Annotated in this window: 19 protein-coding genes; 10 read left to right on the forward strand and 9 right to left on the reverse strand. The window is 40.1% G+C overall.

Annotated features, from left to right (window positions below):
* Nucleotides 1-429: 429 nt before the first annotated feature.
* From NFR98_RS13855 to NFR98_RS13890, 8 genes are all read left to right on the forward strand, one after another.
* The gene (locus tag NFR98_RS13855; protein WP_251460360.1) at nt 430-1,917 is read left to right on the forward strand and encodes a BglG family transcription antiterminator; all 1,488 of its coding nucleotides are present in this window, start codon (nt 430-432) and stop codon (nt 1,915-1,917) included.
* Nucleotides 1,910-2,359, forward strand: a complete 450-nt coding sequence (locus NFR98_RS13860; protein WP_251460362.1) for a PTS sugar transporter subunit IIA — start codon at nt 1,910-1,912, stop codon at nt 2,357-2,359. The genes NFR98_RS13855 and NFR98_RS13860 overlap by 8 nt, the downstream gene beginning before the upstream one ends.
* A 30-nt stretch (nt 2,360-2,389) precedes the next feature.
* Nucleotides 2,390-2,845, forward strand: a complete 456-nt coding sequence (locus tag NFR98_RS13865) for a PTS sugar transporter subunit IIA (protein WP_251460364.1) — start codon at nt 2,390-2,392, stop codon at nt 2,843-2,845.
* Nucleotides 2,846-2,875: 30 nt separating this feature from the next.
* Nucleotides 2,876-4,213 (forward strand): PTS galactitol transporter subunit IIC, encoded by a 1,338-nt coding sequence (locus tag NFR98_RS13870; protein WP_061577617.1) that lies wholly within the window; start codon nt 2,876-2,878, stop codon nt 4,211-4,213.
* Between the two features lie 30 nt (nt 4,214-4,243).
* The gene (locus tag NFR98_RS13875) at nt 4,244-4,528 is read left to right on the forward strand and encodes a PTS sugar transporter subunit IIB (protein WP_251460367.1); all 285 of its coding nucleotides are present in this window, start codon (nt 4,244-4,246) and stop codon (nt 4,526-4,528) included.
* A gap of 76 nt (nt 4,529-4,604) precedes the next feature.
* Nucleotides 4,605-5,441: a class II fructose-bisphosphate aldolase gene (locus NFR98_RS13880; RefSeq protein ID WP_061577619.1), complete on the forward strand. Its 837-nt coding sequence runs from the start codon at nt 4,605-4,607 to the stop codon at nt 5,439-5,441.
* A gap of 27 nt (nt 5,442-5,468) precedes the next feature.
* Nucleotides 5,469-6,191 carry a triose-phosphate isomerase gene (locus NFR98_RS13885; RefSeq protein ID WP_251460369.1) on the forward strand — a complete coding sequence of 241 codons (723 nt, stop codon included), beginning with the start codon at nt 5,469-5,471 and terminating at the stop codon, nt 6,189-6,191.
* Nucleotides 6,178-6,699, forward strand: coding sequence for a YjbQ family protein (locus tag NFR98_RS13890; RefSeq protein WP_061577621.1), 522 nt, complete (start codon nt 6,178-6,180; stop codon nt 6,697-6,699). The genes NFR98_RS13885 and NFR98_RS13890 overlap by 14 nt, the downstream gene beginning before the upstream one ends.
* A gap of 120 nt (nt 6,700-6,819) precedes the next feature.
* Here NFR98_RS13890 and NFR98_RS13895 read toward each other — a convergent pair whose 3' ends face one another.
* The 9 genes from NFR98_RS13895 to NFR98_RS13935 all read right to left on the reverse strand — a co-directional run bounded on the left by NFR98_RS13895 (nt 6,820) and on the right by NFR98_RS13935 (nt 18,077).
* The gene (locus NFR98_RS13895) at nt 6,820-8,415 is read right to left on the reverse strand and encodes a xylulokinase (protein WP_251460372.1); all 1,596 of its coding nucleotides are present in this window, start codon (nt 8,413-8,415) and stop codon (nt 6,820-6,822) included.
* Between the two features lie 144 nt (nt 8,416-8,559).
* Nucleotides 8,560-9,210 carry a class II aldolase/adducin family protein gene (locus NFR98_RS13900; protein WP_061577623.1) on the reverse strand — a complete coding sequence of 217 codons (651 nt, stop codon included), beginning with the start codon at nt 9,208-9,210 and terminating at the stop codon, nt 8,560-8,562.
* A 196-nt stretch (nt 9,211-9,406) separates the two neighbouring features.
* Complete coding sequence (locus NFR98_RS13905; protein ID WP_251460374.1) at nt 9,407-11,197, reverse strand: L-fucose isomerase; 1,791 nt, start codon at nt 11,195-11,197, stop codon at nt 9,407-9,409.
* Entirely contained in the window at nt 11,181-12,686 is a 1,506-nt protein-coding gene (locus NFR98_RS13910) for a rhamnulokinase (protein ID WP_251460377.1), read from the reverse strand. The genes NFR98_RS13905 and NFR98_RS13910 overlap by 17 nt, the downstream gene beginning before the upstream one ends.
* A gap of 266 nt (nt 12,687-12,952) precedes the next feature.
* Nucleotides 12,953-13,942: an ABC transporter substrate-binding protein gene (locus NFR98_RS13915; protein WP_251460379.1), complete on the reverse strand. Its 990-nt coding sequence runs from the start codon at nt 13,940-13,942 to the stop codon at nt 12,953-12,955.
* A gap of 64 nt (nt 13,943-14,006) precedes the next feature.
* A complete protein-coding gene (locus NFR98_RS13920) occupies nt 14,007-15,005 on the reverse strand; it encodes an ABC transporter permease (RefSeq protein WP_251460382.1) in 999 nt (332 codons plus the stop codon).
* Between the two features lie 29 nt (nt 15,006-15,034).
* Nucleotides 15,035-16,543, reverse strand: coding sequence for a sugar ABC transporter ATP-binding protein (locus tag NFR98_RS13925; RefSeq protein ID WP_251460385.1), 1,509 nt, complete (start codon nt 16,541-16,543; stop codon nt 15,035-15,037).
* A gap of 61 nt (nt 16,544-16,604) precedes the next feature.
* Entirely contained in the window at nt 16,605-17,036 is a 432-nt protein-coding gene (locus NFR98_RS13930; RefSeq protein ID WP_251460388.1) for an RbsD/FucU family protein, read from the reverse strand.
* 45 nt (nt 17,037-17,081) lie between these two features.
* Nucleotides 17,082-18,077, reverse strand: coding sequence for a LacI family DNA-binding transcriptional regulator (locus NFR98_RS13935; RefSeq protein ID WP_251460390.1), 996 nt, complete (start codon nt 18,075-18,077; stop codon nt 17,082-17,084).
* Between the two features lie 449 nt (nt 18,078-18,526).
* Here NFR98_RS13935 and NFR98_RS15850 point away from each other — a divergent pair, with 449 nt between their 5' ends.
* Both NFR98_RS15850 and NFR98_RS13940 read left to right on the forward strand, forming a co-directional pair.
* Complete coding sequence (locus NFR98_RS15850; RefSeq protein WP_367618009.1) at nt 18,527-18,826, forward strand: helix-turn-helix domain-containing protein; 300 nt, start codon at nt 18,527-18,529, stop codon at nt 18,824-18,826.
* Nucleotides 18,827-18,918: 92 nt separating this feature from the next.
* The coding region (locus tag NFR98_RS13940) for a DUF6431 domain-containing protein (protein WP_257737720.1) at nt 18,919-19,179 on the forward strand (261 nt) is incomplete at its 3' end.

Here is a 19,179-nt window from a genome sequence, read left to right on the forward strand (position 1 = left end):
AATTTGCTTCTTTTTCACGATTTCTTTTTTCTTTTCTAGTAACCAAAATAAAAACCCCCTCAAAACAGCCAAGTTTATTTAGGGTTTGCTGAACGAATCAAATTTTAGCTTGTATTCGACTTGTCACTAAGCCATGCCAAAATATTCGTTCAGCAAGCTCTAATTATTTAAATTATTACATATTTGGCCGCTTTTTTGGGAGGTATATTTAAATTATCACGAAAAATTTTTACTCCTCAGAGCTGTAATCCGTTACAATGAAATATTCAAACTTTTACCTTATGCTGACATATTTAAGTAAACTGAACCTTATTAGCAGAAGAACTTCTTTGGAATTTTTAATCTTCATATGTCCATTGCAATGGACATAAAACAGTGATTGCGTTTTCAAAAAAACCATTATAATAAATGTGTGAGGTGATATTGAATATGCAGCTCAGTAGAAGAGAACAAGTGCTAGCGGACATTTTATTGCAGAAAAGCGATTATATAACTGCCGAAGAAATCGCAAATCTTGCAGGAATATCAACCAAAACAGTCTACCGGATAATTAAAAAAATTAATGACTCGTCCAGCTGTGGAGAAATAATAGAATCGTCGAGAGGGCGTGGTTATAAAATCAATTATGAGAACTACATGAAAGAGAAAAGGTTTAAGAACCGTGAATTTCTGGATTACACCCCGATTGAACGAAGAAATAGCATTATCCTGAACTTGCTATTTAAATCACCTTACTCAGTCCGGCTTGAAAGACTTTATGAAAAGTACTATGTGAGCAAATCTGCAATCGAAAACGATCTTAACATTATATCGAATACGTTAAAAAAATACGGTATCAAGATGGTACACAAAGGAAAAAGTATTTCAATTATAGGAAGCGAGATTGACATTCGAAGAGCCATTAATACAACTATCTTGAAGATGAACCTATTTGATGCGGAGAATTTATATGATTTTTCATCTGACAGACACACCCTGAACCAATATGATAAGGAATTCATTATTTCTCAAATCGAGGAAATTGAACGCTCTTTAAATATGACGATTCCCTATCCCTATAATATTAATATTTTTTCTCATTTGTATATTTTAATTAACCGGTTCAGAGAAGGTAAGTTTATCGAAAATAAAGAGAGCTCTGTTCATAAGGAACAACAAGAAATTATAAAGCAAAATCCGCATTTATATGCTATCGCGAAAAAAGTCATCACTGATACGAGCCATTATTTAAATGCAAAACTGTCATCGTTGGAATCAATTTATTTGTTACAGTATCTTGTTTCAACCCGATTCAATCAAGACAGAAATCTCACAGATGAACTGCCCTCTCTTGTTAAGAGAGTCACAAAATTTTATATCACAAAGTTCAATGAAATTGAACACCAAAATATCCGCTATGAATTGGTGAAAAATGATCTTGCTAATCATATTAAACCAATGCTCAATCGAATTTACAACCATATTTATATTAAAAATAATTTATTAGATGAAATTAAATTGGAATACGGACATTTATTTAATTCAGTTGCACAAATATCTAAAAAGGTTGAAGAATATTTTCAAATTGGAAAAATCAGTGAGGATGAAAGCGGATTTATTACCTTGTATTTTGCAAAATACATTGAACAAGAGCAAAAGCAGAAACGGGTACTGATCATGTGTACAAGCGGTGTCGGCACATCAGAATTACTAAAAGTTAAAGTTCAGAAAGCTTTTCCTGAATTAGAGATCGTTGATGTTATATCCACCATAAAATATCTTCATAATGAACATCAATACACCGATGTTGACTTAATCATCACAACAGTGGACCTGAATATACAAATTGAGACACCTGTTTTGCTTGTAAGTGCCATGTTCACAAACAAGGATAAAAACCGGCTAGCAGAGTTTCTGGGAGGTATTGAGCATGGATGATGGGAAACGCGGCGCATTCAATTTAAAACTCATAACACACCGGCTATTAGCGGCAAATAAGAATGAGGCTTTGATTGAATTATCTAATGTAATGGTGGATTATAACCTTTTAAATGATAGTGGAGAATTTATCAAAGAAGTGCTCATGCGAGAAAAACAAGGAGCAACATTAATCGATCCGGAAGTTGCACTGCCCCATGGAGAATTTGAAAAACTCTCAAATTCAGCGGTTGTCATTGGATTAAGCGAGCATGGCATTCTTTGGGAACAAGACGCAGGTATGGTACGCATTGTTATATTATTAGCAATTAAAAAAAACAGCCAGCAAGATCCTGGAAAAACACTTGTAAAAAAAGTGATTGGAAGAATTGCAGATGAAAAAATCATGAAAAACTTAAAGAAGGCTGCAACCGAAAAGGATGTGATTCGTTTACTATCTTAGCAGTTTTATAAAATTAGAGGAGAGTTTGATATGTATTTCGACCAAGAGATTATATTGTTCAATCAATCAGTAGAGGGCTGTGAAAATGCATTGGAATTATTGGCTGATCAATTTATGAAAAAAAAATTGGTAACGAGTTCTTTTAAAGACGGCATTTTAAAAAGGGAAAAAAATTATCCGACTGGTTTAAAAATGAATAATATAGGGATTGCCATACCTCATACAGACAGTGACAAAGTCATTCATTCCCAAGTAGGTTTTATGTCTCTTAGCAAACCTGTAAAATTCAGGGAAATGGGGAGTGAGACAGGAACAGTCGATGTCAGTATAATCTTTATGCTGGCGCTGAAAAAAGCAAATGATCAACTTAATATGCTACAAAAATTGGTATCTCTGTTTCAAGATGAACAATTGGTGACTACTCTAAGAACATGTAGCAGCAATAAACAATTTATCGAAATCATGCAACAAAAAGGTATTTATTAGCCAAATATAAATCGTTAGGGGGACTTAATAATGGAGGTTATACAATGGTTTGTTAGTTTAGGTGCAAGTGTCATGCTTCCAATATTGCTCTTTATCTTTGCTCTTATTCTTGGAATTAAACCCGGCAGAGCATTTAAAGCCGGTTTAACTGTTGGTATAGGTTTTGTAGGCCTAAACTTAGTCATCAATCTATTAACATCAAATCTGGGCCCGGCAGCTCAAGCAATGGTAAAAAATTACGACCTTCACCTCAGCTCAATTGATGTTGGCTGGCCAGCAGCATCTGCAATCGCTTACGGAACAGTATTAGGCAGTATGGCCATCCCCGTAAGCATTATTGTCAACATCATTCTCTTGTTTATTGGTATTACAAAAACATTAGACGTAGATATTTGGAATTATTGGCATGTTGCATTTACTGGATCACTCGTCTATGCCGCAACTTCAAACTTCTGGCTGGGTATTTATACCATGGTTGTACATGCCATGCTTATCTATCTCTTAGCTGATATGGGAGCAAAGACCGTTCAAAAATATTATAATCTGCCAAATATCACATTTCCACATGGGTCTTCTGCACCTGGTTTATTAGTTGCAATCCCATTGAATTGGCTATTTGACCGAATTCCTGGGATTAATAAAATCCATCTTGACCCGGAAACAGTCCAAAAACGACTAGGCATATTTGGCGATTCAACTGTCATGGGTACAATCATCGGGATCGTCATTGGATTATTGGCAAAATATTCAATAGCAAAAACCCTTCAATTAGGGATTAACACTGCTGCAGTCATGATGCTCATGCCAAGAATGGTCTCATTGTTAATGGAAGGACTAACCCCAATTTCTGAAGGAGCAAATGAATTTGTCCAAAAAAAATTCCCCGGTCGCCATTTGTATATTGGGATGGACAGTGCTCTTGCAGTAGGCCAATCTTCCGTACTTTCGTCATCATTAATTTTGGTACCGTTAACATTACTGATTGCCGTTTTCTTACCCGGAAATAAAGTATTACCATTTGGCGATTTAGCCACGATCCCTTTCATGATTGCATTAATGGCTGCCGTATTTAGGGGGGATATTTTCAGGACGGTTATTGGAGGTGCAATCAATATTGCTCTAAGTTTATATATTGCGACATGGGCCGCACCTATGATTACAAAATCTGCTATAGCAGCAAACTTTAACTTAAATGGCAGCCATTCCATCAGCGTATTAAGTGATGGCGGTGTATGGACAACTTGGATGATTGTTGGGCTGGGCAAACTGCTTAGCTGGGGTGGAATAACAATCATTGGAGTCATTGTTTTGGCAGGCTTAATTTACTTTAACAAAATCAGAAAAGATGTTGACGCGGATAATGGATAATGCAAGAGAATAATGAAGGAGGAATTGATCATGAAAAAATTATTAATTGTTTGTGGAACAGGCGTAGCGACCAGTACAGTTGTAACTGGGAAAGTAAAAGACTTTTTAAAAAAGAACGGCTTAGAAAAAAAAGTTACCTTATATCAAAGCAAAATCGCTGATGAAGTTAATCACCTCGATGATTATGACATCGTACTCAGCACCACAATCGTTCCGGATCACTTAAAAGAAAAAGTAATTAACGGCGTACCATTATTAACAGGGATCGGCGCCGACAAAGTCTTTGAAACAATTAAGAAAGAAATAGAAAATTAAGCAATCGTTATAACCAAGGGAGGATCCAGCTCCAACCTTAGATCTTCCCTTTTAATTTAATTGGAGGTGCAAAAAGATGCTTGTGACGTCAAAAGAACTATTGGCAATTGCGAAAAAAAAGCATTTTGCCATACCCCATTTTAACTTTTGGAGCCGTGCTTCCTTATTGGCTTATTTAGACGTTGCCCAAGAATTAAAATTGCCGGTTATCCTTGCCTGTGCTGAATCCCACAGTTCGTACATGACGACGGAAGAAGCCGCAGAATTCGGTTTATACTATGCGAAAAAAGCTGATATTCCAGTTGTCTTGCACTTGGATCACGGCGTAAACCTTTCTAACATTCAATATGCGGTTGATAACGGATTTACATCAGTGATGATTGATGCATCCCAAGAAACGTTTGCAAATAATGTGAAAAAGACAAAAGAAGTTGTAGAATATGCCCACAATAAAGGTGTGGTTGTAGAAGCAGAACTTGGCCACGTTGGCTCCGCAACGAATTATGATATTAATGATGACTCAAATTACACACAAGTAGAAGCTGCTGTCGAATTTGTAAATCAAACCAATGTTGACTCTTTAGCGGTTGCGATTGGAACAGCACATGGAACTTATAAAGGAGCTCCTCATATTAATTTTGACAGATTAAAAGAACTGTCTGCCCATGTCCCTGTCCCTCTCGTTTTACATGGAGGATCTTCATCAGGCGATGATAATCTCTCAAAAGCAACTGAACTGGGCATATGTAAAATAAATATTTTTACAGACATTACAATTGCCGCACTACAAAATACGAGAGAAAAAGAATATCAAAATTACATCCAACTGGAAAAGGATGCTTACTTAGGCATGAAAGAAATGGCAAAACATTACTACCATGTCTTTCATACTAAACGTTATAACGAAAAATAATTTAATTTGGAGGGGTGAGTCAATATAATGAAAATAAGAACACCATTCTTAGTTGTGAATCCAAAATCTTACTTATATGGAAATCAATCCTTGGATTTGGCTTTGGCCGCTGACAAGATCGCAGAGGAAACAGGACTCGAATTGTTCTTTACGTGTCCATATGCAGACATTCGGTATATAAAAGAAAATACAAAGCGCTTAATTGTTACGGCCCAACATATGGAGCCAATAAAACCAGGGCGTAGTATGGGGCATATATTGCCGGAATCGTTAAAAGAAGCCGGCGCTGAAGCCGTTTTTTTAAACCATGCTGAACATCCCATGACAATTGCAGATTTATCAAAAACGATAGAAAGAGCTAGCGAGCTAAATATGATCACCATAGTATGTGCTGATTCAGTAAATGAGGCCGTTGCACTTGCACAATTAAAGCCGAACATTCTCTTAGCAGAACCTACTGAACTAATTGGTACTGGAAAAGTTGCAGACTCTCACTATGTTATTGAAACTGTTACTAAGATCAGGAATATAGATCCAGATATATTAATAATGATCGCTTCAGGTGTGACAACTGCCGGGGATGTTTATAACGTTATTAAACTCGGATCAGATGGTACAGGAGGAACAAGCGGTATATTGAAAGCGCCTGATCCAAAAGAGCGTATTAAAGAATGGGCAAACGCAATGTTAAAAGCAGTGCAAGATAGAGAGCAGGAGCAAGTGAGGAGGTTATCCAATGACTGTTTATAAAGAACAAATTAGCTTGAAATCGCATGGAGGAAAGCCAACTTTTTTTAATATAACGCCTGCCGTAAAAGAAGCTATTAAAAATAGTAAAATTCAAAATGGCATTTGCGTCGTAATTTCTCCACACACGACTTGTTCTGTGTTTTTTGAAGAGTTTGTTCATGATTTCACTGAAAATGGCGATGAATTTCTACAAGCTGACTTAAATTATGTTCTTCAAAAAATCATTCCGGATCAAGTTGAAAAAGGCCAATATAACTATCCTGGTGAAGAGCATTATAAAGCTGTTGCTTCATGGCCGGATATCGAACAGTATATTCCAAATGGGGATCGCACAGTGCTTTTCAACTGTGACGCACACCTAAAATCAACAATAATTGGTTCCAGCGAGACATTTGAGGTTGATAGCGGGAGACTCGGAGTTGGAAAAACGGGTTATATTTATTTTGTTGATTTTGACCGTGCAAGACCACGTGAACGAAAATGTAGAGTCATTGTAATTGGTGAATAAATATTATCTTCACTCTCATTGTCGAAAAACAACAGCGCACTTCCGATCTTAATGATAAAAATAACAAGCGGTGCCTCACCCTCCAAAATTTTGCTGATTTGAACGCGAGGCACCGCCGTCTTAGATTAGGCTGTTTACGGCTGCTCTTTCGATCGCAAGGCCCTTGAGGTAACGTTCCATAAATTGCTCAAACCCTTTTACGTCTTTTGGATCCGGATACACTGTCCTTACAGTTTTTTCTGCAAATATATGGTCTAAATACGCTTCCAATGTTTCATCGGCCATTTTGTTAACCATATAAGACGCCAGCACAGCAATCCCCCATGCTCCACTTTCTCCTGCTGTGTCCATAACGGAAACAGGAACATTGAGCGCAAAGGCCATCATGCGCTGCCCGACACCTTCAGTCTTAAATAAGCCGCCATGCCCTACGATCTCCTTCAGTTTTACTTTTTCCTGTTTAACGAGAATATCCATTCCAATTTTTAATGCTCCCAAAGCTGTAAATAAATGTGCTCGCATAAAATTAGCGAGGGTAAAATGGCTGTCCGGCGAACGAACAAACAATGGCCGTCCTTCTTTAAAATGAGTCATATGTTCACCGGACAAATAACCATAAGCAAGCAAACCGCTACAATCCGGATCACCTTTTAGAGCCAAACCATACAAAGTTTTGTACAACGTATTTGTATCTATATCCACCCCTATTACGTCGGTGAATTCTTTAAATAACCCGACCCATGCATCCAAATCCGATGTGCAATTATTAGAATGAGCCATAGCAACCAAATGACCTGCAGGGGTCGTTACAAGGTCAATTTCCGGATATACTTTGGAAAGCTCTTCTTCCAGGACAACCATAGCAAATACGGAAGTTCCGGCAGAAACATTCCCGGTATGGCGAGCAATGCTATTGGTTGCAACCATCCCAGTTCCTGCATCGCCTTCCGGTGGACAAAGAGGGATACCCGCTCCCAACTCTCCCGCAGGATCCAAAAGCTTTGCTCCTTCTTCCGTTAATACACTGGCTTTTTCTCCAGCTACCAAAACATGGGGCAGAATATCTTCAAGTTGCCAAGGCAGATCTTCAGATGCGATTGCTTCATTAAATTGACGGATCATCGTTTGGTTGAAATCTTTTGTATTCAAGTCAATTGGAAATACCCCGGATGCCTCACCAATACCCATAACCCTCCTGCCGGTCAATTTCCAGTGAATATAACCGGCTAAAGTTGTGATGTAATCAATGTTCGCAACATGCTCTTCTCCGTTTAAGATAGCTTGATACAAGTGAGCAATACTCCATCTTTGAGGAATAGGATAGTTAAAAAGTTTTGTAAGCCTTTTTGAAGCCTGCTCTGTAATATTGTTTCGCCATGTTCGGAAAGGCACCAAGAGCACCCCATCTTTATCAAAAGCCATATAGCCGTGCATCATCCCGCTGATACCGATTGCACCAACTGTTTTCAGTGTAACATGATAATTCTTTTCTACCTGAGCAGCCATTTTTTGATAGCATTCCTGTATGCCCCGCCAAATATCATCTATGCTGTATGTCCAAATATCGTTCAAGTATTGATTCTCCCAATCATGGCTGCCAGATGCGAGAGGTTGATGATCTTCTCCAATGAGAACAGCCTTCATTCTGGTGGAACCTAGCTCTATGCCAAGTGCTGTATGACCGTTTTGAATGGATTTTTTAACATTAAGGCCCATATCCTCTTCCTCCCCTTTCATGTAGAAACACCGATGAGGGTTTCTGCATTTTATTTAATCCGGTGTATACGCAATACTTGAATGCTTCAAAGCCAAGCCGGATCTCAAACTGCTGCATCACGGAGTTACTCCAAGCCTTGTTCCCTACATCCCATAAAACGAGCGCAAATTCACTAACTCTTCAATACGATTTTTAGGCAATTCCCTTTCACCATTGAGCATTCTGGTAATAAATGTTAACTTTGCGGTATACTCTAAACGTTCCATATTTAAATAAGCCGCCATCACATCTTTCCCCCAGGTTAAAGCCCCATGACTTTCTAATAATACCGCTTGTTTATTTCCTAAAAAGGGTTCAATAGAGTCAGGAATTTCCTCAGTCGAAGGCGTGCCATATTTCGCCAGCGGAATTTCCCCCATAGCAATAACTGATTCCGGCATCATCATTTTATCTAGAACTTCGCCTTTAATTGCAAAAGCTGTCCCAAAAGGCGGGTGGGCATGAACCACTCCATTCATTTCCGGCAAACGGCGATAAACTCTCAGATGCATTTTCAATTCGGTAGAAGGGCGGTATCCTTCCTTCGCCTCAACAATTTCCCCCTCTAAAGTCACTTTTACCAGTTTTTCCGGAGTCAAATATCCCTTACTGACACCAGTTGGCGTTGCAATCACTTCATTTTCTGATAAACGCGCGGAGATATTTCCGTCATTGGCTGCTACATAATCTTTGTTAAATAAATTTCTACCGATATCACATATAAGTTCACGCAGTTCTTTTTCACTGTATTTCATTATGAAATGCTCCTTTCATAAAAACCAAAAAGATCAACATACAATGGCACTTTGGCAAAGCTTAAACTTTGGCACAACTTCATTTGGTTCGAACCGTTATTTCTCTACCTTCGCGAAAATTTTTTCTTTCAAGTTCGCAATATATAGGCAAGGTGTCTTAAAAAGATGATCTTCTTTTTAAGACACCTGTTTCATTCTACCGATATAACGGGCCAAAATTTTGGCAAGCCCGATAATCTGCTGCTTCAGGATCTTTTGTTCCAAACATCGCCCAGGCGCTTGGCCTGAAAATCTTCTTTTCACTCACATTGTGCATATTTACAGGAATTCTAAGCATAGAAGCCAATGTCATTAAGTCGCTGCCAATGTGCCCGTAGCTCATCACGCAATGATTGGCTCCCCAATGATTCATGACAGTGTAGACATCTTTGAATGCGCCTTCTCCAGTAAGGATGGGAACAAACCAAGTCGTTGGCCAAGTCGGGTCTGTACGATTGTCTAAAATATCGTGAACTTTTTCCGGCAATTCAATGGTGTACCCTTCTGCAATTTGCAATACCGGCCCCAATCCCTTAATAAGATTGATTCGAAGGATGGTTACAGGCATATTGCCCTTTGTTAGAAAGTCGCTGGAGAAGCCGCCGCCGCGGAAATATCCTGTCGCTGCCGGCCGCCAAGAAGTTGCTGCCAAGCATTTTTGCACTTCTTCTTCAGTAATGTCCCAGAACGGCTTCATTGCCGGTTTTCCTTCTCTTGTTTGTTCTCCCGTCCCGTCAAGTGCGGCAGACCCGGAGTTGATCAGGTGAATAAAACCTTCAGATGCTAATCCTTCCGGTTTATATCCCGTCACACGTTCTACAGCATCAGGACTCCAGTACGTCCGGACGTCGGCGAAAATTTGCGCTGAGTTTGTTAACAGATGTCCAAAAAGCATAGATACAGCGTTTAAACTATCATTTTCTGTTGCCATGATGTAAGGAGGACGAATCCCGTTCCAGTCGAACGAGGAATTCAAAATGGTTTCCATAAAATCCCCATTTGGAAAATGGTCTGTCCACTGGCGCTGTCCCTGAAAGCCGGCAGCAATCGCGTTATGCCCCAAAGCCTCCTCACCGAACCCTATTTGGTTTAGTTTCGGGTTCCCAACCATTAAGTCACGGGCAATGAGCGCCATTTTAACACTGACTTCCCAATCTCTATCCTTTTGCTCCCGGGTTCTCTGCATGTGTTCCGGATTATGATCTGGTCCTTCAGGGCAATTTTCTTTAACCCATTTTAAAGCACGAATGTACTCTTCCTTATCATAAATTTCCTCATCCATACGCCTTACAAATTCAGACATATCAACATATTCATTTCTCATTCCCAAATATTCCTGGAAGAAATCCGGATTAACCGTACTGCCGGCAATTCCCATTGATACAGATCCGATGGACAAATAGGACTTTCCTTTCAAGGTTGCAACAACCAGTCCGGCTTTGGCAAATTGCAATAATTTATCCTGTACATCTTCCGGAATTGTAGCATCATCCAAGTCTTGAACATCTTTGCCATAAATGCCAAAAGCGGGAATACCCTTTTGATTATGGGCGGCTAATACGGCTGCCAAATATACGGCCCCCGGGCGTTCTGTGCCATTAAATCCCCATACAGCTTTTGGAATTTCAGGCGTCATATCCATCGTTTCCGATCCATAGCACCAGCATGGCGTGACAGTAATGGAAAGCCCTACACCTTCTTCTGCAAATTTTGCGGCTGTCTGGGCTGCTTCTGCCACGCCGCCAATACAAGTATCGGCAATGACACATTCAACGGGTTCACCGTTATAATGGCGAAGGTTATCCGTTAACAATTTGGCAACCGATTTAGCCATATTCATCGTCACATTTTCTAAAGACTCGCGTATTCCCTTTCTTCTTCCATCAATAGCCGGCCTGATCCCCACTTTCGGCAACTTTCCAAAAAATCTATTATTTACTGTTTTCATAATAATGCCTCCTCACATTGGTATTCAACAGATCTATAAAGCGGCCATATGCTTCCTGCCATTCAGATAGATGCTGAGGTTCATAGATTTTAAGAGGAAATGAATTCCGGACCATTTCACGCCCTTCAGTTAGATTCTTTATTTCCCCGAGGGCTATCCATTGTGTTAATGCATTGCCAATCGCACTTGCTTCAACGGGCCCGGCTACGACCGGGCGATTGGCTGCATTTGCGATGAATTGACAAAATAACTCATTTTGAATGCCTCCGCCTCCCATATGAATGGTGCCAATTTGCCGGCCTGTTAAATGTTCCAGCTTTTCTACAACCCAACGACATTTCAGCGACAAGCTAACCAGAATAGAGCGAAGATATTCCCCTGGTTTTTCAGGGGGCTGCTGACCGGAATGGATACAAAAATTCCGGATTTGCGTTGGCATATGAACCGGGTTAAAGAAACTTGGATCATCCGGGTCGATTAAACTGGTAAACGCGGCAGCATCCCGAATAAGCCGGCCTTCTTCTTCATAGGTAAAGTGCATGCCTTCTTTTGCCCATGCCGCCCTGCATTCCTGGATAAGCCACATCCCCATCATGTTTTTGAGAAGGCGTACTGCTCCATCGGCTGTCCCTTCGTTTGTAAACCCCCACTCTAGCGCCTCGTCACAAATCACAGGGGCCTTTACTTGCACACCTATTAAAGTCCATGTACCGCAACTCATAAAAACGGCATGATCCAATTTAATCGGCAAGGCGGCATAGGCACAAGCCGTATCATGCCCCGCACCGGATATCACTTGAACGGGGCCGGTGCCGCATTCATGTTGAATGGATTCACGGATTGGCCCGAGAATGGTTCCGGGCATGACAATATCAGGAAACATTTCCGCCGAAAGTTCCAATTTCTTTACTAATTCCATGTCCCAGTTACGGTTCTGAATGTTAAGCAAAGACGTAGTTGAACTAATCGTGTATTCACTTGCCTTTACGCCGGAAAAAAAGTAGCTAATTAAATTGGGTGTCAATAATAGTGTTTTTGCTCTGTCCAAAAGTTCGGGATGGTTGTTTTTCATTGTATAAAGCTGACAAATCGTATTGATCGCTGCCGGCTGCACCCCGGTTCTGGCAAATAAAGTTTTTTGCAGTATAACCTTTTCTATTTCCCTTAAACTGTCCTGTGAACGATAGTCCCGGTAAGAGTAGGGATTGCCGACCAACTCACCTGTATCCGAAATCAGCCCAAAATCTACTCCCCATGTGTCAACCGACATTCCCTCAATGGACCGGTATCCTTTGTGAATACTCTTTTCCATCCCTTTTTTCATTTCCTGAAAAATTCGCAGGATATCCCAATAATAGTGGCCGGTTAAATGAACGGGATGGTTAGAAAAACGATGAATTTCTTCGAGGTAAATTTTCTCCCCGTCAAATTCACTTACCATCAACCTGCCGTTGGATGCCCCCAAATCAAAAGCCCACACACGATTCACGAATCCACCCCCCTTTAGATTACTTTTTAGCATTCCGCTACTCTTTGCATGAACGGCTTGACCCAGGTGTCACCCATTTCATGCTCAGCATTTAATATCATTTGCTTTAAAAGCGGGTTTTGGGCAAGGGCTGGCATGGGATATAAAGCTCTTACACCCCACGCCAATCCTTCAACCTTTTCACTCCAGGAAAAAAGGTATCTGACCGTTTTCATTCCCCGTGAGCGTTTCATTGTAAAGGTCTCTTAAACATCCAAACCAGCATTTTATTGATAAAGAAGCGGTTTGATTTTTTTGCTGTTCATATTTGATTTGTCATACCAATAGAAACCGGTATCGATTGTTTTCGGCACTTTTTGTCCTTTAAGCACTTTAACTGCAGCTTCAACTGTTGCATATCCGATACCAATTGGATTCTGGGTAATCGCCCCAGCCTCAATACCATTTTTTATAGCGTCGAGTTGTTGTTTCCCAGCATCAAAGCCAACAACGGTTATCCCTTTTTTGCCTGTTTCGCTGATCGCATTGTCAATCCCAATTGCAGAGTTTTCATTTGTTCCATAAAAACCTTTTAATTTGGGATGCGATTGCATAATTGCTTTAGCAGCATCCGTTGATTTCAGGATGTCCGAATCCCCATACTGTATATCAACTATCTTAATATTCGGATACTTTTTCTTGATTTCATTCACAAATCCGTCCCGGCGATCTACACCCGTTTTACTCGTCTGGTCGTGCGCGACAACCGCGACTTCTCCTTTTTTGCCAATTAATTCAGCCAGCTTATCTGCAGCAAGTGCCCCTGCAGCTTTATTATTTGTTGCAGCCGTCGTTACCGGAATATTGCCCTCGACCCCTGAATCAAAAGCTATAATCGGAATGTTTCTGCTTTTGGCCTGCTGCAAATAAGACATCGCTGCCTTGGTGTCCAAGGCGGCAAAGCCAATAGCATCCGGATTTTTGTTAAGTGCATTGTGAAGCATATTCACTTGTTGGTCTACTTGCGATTCATTATCCGGGCCATCAAACGTAATCCTCACATTGTATTTTGCGGCTGCCTGATCCGCACCTTTTTTAACTGCCTGCCAATACTGCTGCGAAAATCCCTTAGAAATGATGGCAATATAAGGCTTACCGGATTTTTTTGCGCTTTCTCCCTTCCCTTCCGATTTACTGCTCGTCTGATTTGAAGAACATGCACCAAGAACCAAGGTTAATACAAGCGCGATTGAGACGAAAATACCTGGTTTTTTCAAAATGATTCCCCCTTAAAATGAAAGTGAAGTGATATATGAATTTCCTTTGAGATGAGTACCTGCATTATCTCGATTTTTTGTTACGCAATGTATCACTATAAACGGCTAAAATGATGACAATCCCGACTACAACCGTTTGCCATTGGTCCGGCACTGACAAAATTTGCAAACCATTTGTTAAGACACTCATAATTAATGCCCCAATAACCGTACCAAGGATGGTTCCGGTACCGCCACTTAATGAGGTTCCCCCTATGACAACAGCTGCAATAGCCTGCAACTCATATCCTTCGCCTAATGCCGGTTGTGCAGAATCTAAACGGGATGCCATTACAATTCCTGCAATCCCGGTAAAAACCCCAGCAAGCATGTAGATCATGATTTTCCATTTGTTAACGTTTACACCAGAAAGGCGGGTTGCTTCTTCATTGCTACCCAATGCAAATGTATATCTCCCAAGAATGGTTTTACTTAAAATCAGGCTTGCAATGATGGCCATTACAAAAAAGATAAGAACTGCATTTGGAATCCCCGGAATAAGCGTCCCCATGGCCATCTTTTGAAAGCCTGGTTTAGGCGAAAAATAGATAGGGGAAGCGTTCGTAATCACAAGAGATAAGCCCTTTGCCACCATCATCATGGCTAATGTTGCAATAAAAGGCGGAATTTTCATTTTTGCAATCGCAAGGCCAGAGAGAAGCCCGGCCACAGCACCAGTTAAAACACCGCCTAAAATACCCAGCCAAATCGGAAATCCGTGCTGAATCGTAAAGACACCGGCCATGACCGATGATAAAGTCATGACTGTACCGCATGATAAGTCAATCCCGCTAGTAACAATAATCATCGTGGCACCTAAAGCAAGAATGCCCGTGACAGCCGTTGACAAAAGGATGCCTACAATATTATCAAACTGGTAGAAATTTGATGAAGCGACTGAAAAGAAAAGAAAAAGGACGATTAAACTTGCAAATGCCAGGATTTGCTGTAACAAACTGGAATTGATTTTATTCTTTTTCATTTTCTTTCCAGCAGGCAGTTCCGCCGTTTTTTGAATTTCCATTTGTCATTCACCCCTTTAAAATTTAAATATCATGAGCTGATTCGTTTTGTAGCAAGAGCCATGATGGATTCCTGTGTAGCGTTTCTATCATTTTCCAATTCACCGGTAATTCTGCCCTCGCACATGATAATAATCCGGTGGCTTAATCTCAAGATTTCAGGAAGCTCCGAGGAGATCATCATAATGGATTTTCCTTGTTGGGCCAGTTCATCCAGCAACCTGTAGATTTCATCTTTTGCCCCGATATCAATCCCGCGTGTCGGTTCATCAAAAATGAAAATATCCGTATCCCGGGTCAGCCATTTTCCGATAATCACTTTTTGCTGGTTGCCTCCTGAAAGATTCTTCACCGTTTGCTTAATGGATGGTGTTTTAATCCGTAATCTTTGGACCATTTTTTCAGACTGTTGTTTCATCTTTGGAGCATTTATCCACCCAAGCGGCCTTTGAAAATCCTTCATGGATGCCATCACAATATTGGTTTTCACATCCATATCCACCATTAATCCAAATTGTTTTCTGTCTTCTGAGAGATAGCCAATTCCATAGTTTACAGCGTCTTCAGGGCTGTGAATCTGCACTTTTTGCCCTTTTATAAAAATTTCACCTGAATCCAAGCGGTCTGCCCCGAAAATGGCCCGAGCAACTTCTGTCCTTCCAGCTCCCATCAAACCGGCAAAACCAAGGATTTCACCTTTATGAAGGCTAAAGCTTACATCTTTAATGGCTCTGCCCCTGTTTAAATTTTTTACTTCAAGGACAACTTCTTTGCTGCTTTGTTTGATTGCCGGCTTTCGATTATAATCAATTTTTCTTCCAACCATCATTCCGATAATTTGATCAATGGTTGCATCTTTCGTATTTAATGTGCCGACATATGTGCCATCCCGCATGATGGATAGGCGGTCGGTAATTTTTTGAAGCTCTTCCATCCGGTGCGAGATGTAAATCACGCCGACACCATCTGCACGCAATTTCCTGATCATCACAAACAATGCTTCAATTTCAGCATCGGTTAAAGCAGCAGTGGGTTCATCCATGATTAATACTTTTGAATCAAAAGACAGTGCCTTCGCGATTTCAACCATCTGTTGCTTTGCAACTGTCAAATTCCCTACAAGTTCACGTGGGTTTAAATTTATATTCAACCTGTCGAACAATTTTTGGGCTTCGTTATTTAATTTTTTCTCATCAAGGAAAAGCCCTAAAGATCCTTTTGGCTCTCTTCCGATAAAGATATTTTGGGCAACTGTTAAATGCGGTGCTAGGTTGAGTTCCTGATGAATCATACTGATTCCCAGTTTTTGTGCTTCTCTTATGTCCTTTACTTCAATTTGCTCTCCTAAATACTCAATCGTGCCTTCATCTTTTTGATAAATCCCTGTGAGGATCTTCATCAACGTAGATTTTCCCGCCCCATTTTCTCCAAGAAGGGCATGAACCTCTCCCTCATACAAGTCAAATCGGACGTTGGATAGCGCTTTCACTCCAGGAAAAGTTTTACTAATGCCTTCCATTTTCAGCAGCAGATTCCCCATCATTCCACCTTCTTTTTTGGTATTTTGAGAAAATAATTTGCAAAGTATAACTCAAAATGACTTAATCAGCCACAACCCCCTTTTTAAGGATAATGTTTGCATAAAGCGCTTTTTCAGTTGTTGCTACAATGGCATAGGCTTGTTTTGCCCGCTCATAAAATTTAAACCTGTCCACCATTTCAAATGACATAAAAGGTTGGCCGGATTTTCGAATCAAAGATTTGTATTCATCCCAAATGGATGGCTTAACAGGATCATGTTCATCAACTGCCATCAGTGTGGCAGAATAAGAACTGTAAGTATCCAAAGGAAAGAATGGTAAGATGGCTTCTAATAATTCTGTGACATTGTGGCCATCATACCGAATTAATTTTGTTGCATGGGATGCAGCAGGAAAATTTCCATCTGCAATCACAATTTCATCCCCATGCCCCATTTCCAACAGGATCTTCATTAAATCCGGGCCGATTATTTTTGGTATTCCTTTTAACACTTCTCCATCTCCTTTTCGTTTCTACGGCTGCTTATTGCATAAATTTTATTTGCTTACAACTAATTCCGGCTGAAATATTTCCGTAAAGGGCCCTTCTTCCTGGTTTAGGCGTTTCAATAGGATATTCCCTGTCCTCTCCCCCATTTCATAAGGTTTATGAACCAATGATATAATCCCAGACGATTTTAATAATTTGGCTGCTTCAAGGTCGCCATAGGAAGCTACAACCATATCTTCCGGTACAGAATATCCTTTTCTTGTCAATTCAAGCAAAACGCCGAATGTCATTTCATTGTTAAAGGACAAAATAGCAGTGGGTTTTCGGGGAAAATTAAGAAAATAATCAACTGCTTTTATTCCGTCCTCTTGGGTGAAGGAACCGTTAAAAATATACTTTGTATCGATCTCAAGCCCATATTCTTGCATCGCCTTCCTAAATCCGTCATATCGTTCCCTCCCTGTGCTGACATTTAGCAGTCCGTTTACCACGCCAATAGACTGATGCCCCTGGTTTATAAGAAAACGGGTTAACTCATAAGTGCTTTCAAAATTATTTTCTGTTACAGAATCCAATTCTTGCCCCTCAACCTCAAAAGTTCTGTCAACCAATACAACCGGCATCCCCGATTGGCAAATTTCATTCACCTTTTCTTCATTACTGCCAGCAGTAGCCAATACGATCGCGTCCACCCTTTGTTCAACCAACAGCTGCAAAAGATTCTTTTCTTTTTGAGGGTTTTCGTTACTGCTACAGAAAATCAGATTGTAACCCTTTTCCTGAACGGTATCTTCAATCCCCTTTGCGATCGTCATATAATACATGTTTGTAATATCTGGGATCACAACACCAATGGTATTGGTCTTATCCTGCTTTAAACTTCTGGCAATTGCGTTTGGCTGGTAATTCAGTTTCTTTATCGCTAAGTAAACACGTTGCTTAATCTCTTCACTAACGAACCCGCTTTCATTTAACACCCGGGATACAGTGGCTGTAGAAACATTTGCTTCCAATGCAACATCTTTGATTGTAGATTTCACCATTTTAATCACCTGGAAAAGTAATCGTTTACTTATAGGAAAATTTTTGTGTAAACGATTACTTAATCGTTTACATTTTGTGCCACTATTAGGGGCACCAACCACCGCTTACTAAATTTTGGCGATAATCAGTTATCGCAGTCTCTCCTCTAAAGGGACATAGCTCTTGGATAGGACCTGTTGAATTTCTGATTAAAAGATCGGCAATCCATCCATGATGAGAACAGAAATGATGCAACAACAGTTTCCTTTTTGCGGATGTCATAGGAGTTGAAGAAATCGGAAACGAGATGCCAAAAGTTATGACTTTTGAAGGAATTTCTATTTGATTTGTATTATATTCCGCTAATAACGTATTGTCAATATAAAAATACGTTATTTGTGTATTATTTTGTTGAATTTTTCCTGCCTAGCCAGCTCGATCAATATATAATGGCAATAGGTGATAATCAGTGGACATCGGGATCCGAATTAAAAATATAAGAACAGCTAAAGGCTTGCGAGGCAATGAAGTAGCCAAAAAAGCTTTCATCTCACAGTCTTATCTGAGCGACATTGAAAATGGCAGGACTACCCCTTCTTTAGACAAACTTTCAACCATTTGTGATGCCCTTGAAATTTCACTGGCTGAATTGTTTCTGACATCCAAAAATAACCGAAAGTTGACGGTATTGCCTGTCCGGAATTTGACGAGTATAATGTCCTCGTATTTATTCTTGAGAAAGGAAAAGGACATCCCCCATGATGTATAACTGTACCATCAGCTATACGGGGAATGTCCCACCAAAAATAACGATTATGGTTATTGTATCAGATTATAAGCTAATTGAAAATACTCAACTTGGTGTTTTTGGTTAGGGGTGCGGAAAAAGTACCTTCCCCTTGTTGTGGTAAACATATGAAGGTTATTGGGACAAGAGATCGAAAAGCCATTGATAGATCTGGAAAGAAGCATATTTATAATATCAGACGTTTACAATGTGAACAATGCGGAAAGATTCATCACGAACTTCCAGAATTTCTGGTGCCTTATAAAAGATATAAATCGGAATGTATTGAAACGGTTTTGACTAATCGTTCCAATCATGATATTCCGGCAGATGAA

Source organism: Weizmannia agrestimuris, from assembly GCF_943193165.1.
In the GTDB taxonomy this organism is placed as follows: Bacteria; Bacillota; Bacilli; order Bacillales; family Bacillaceae_C; genus Weizmannia; species Weizmannia faecalis.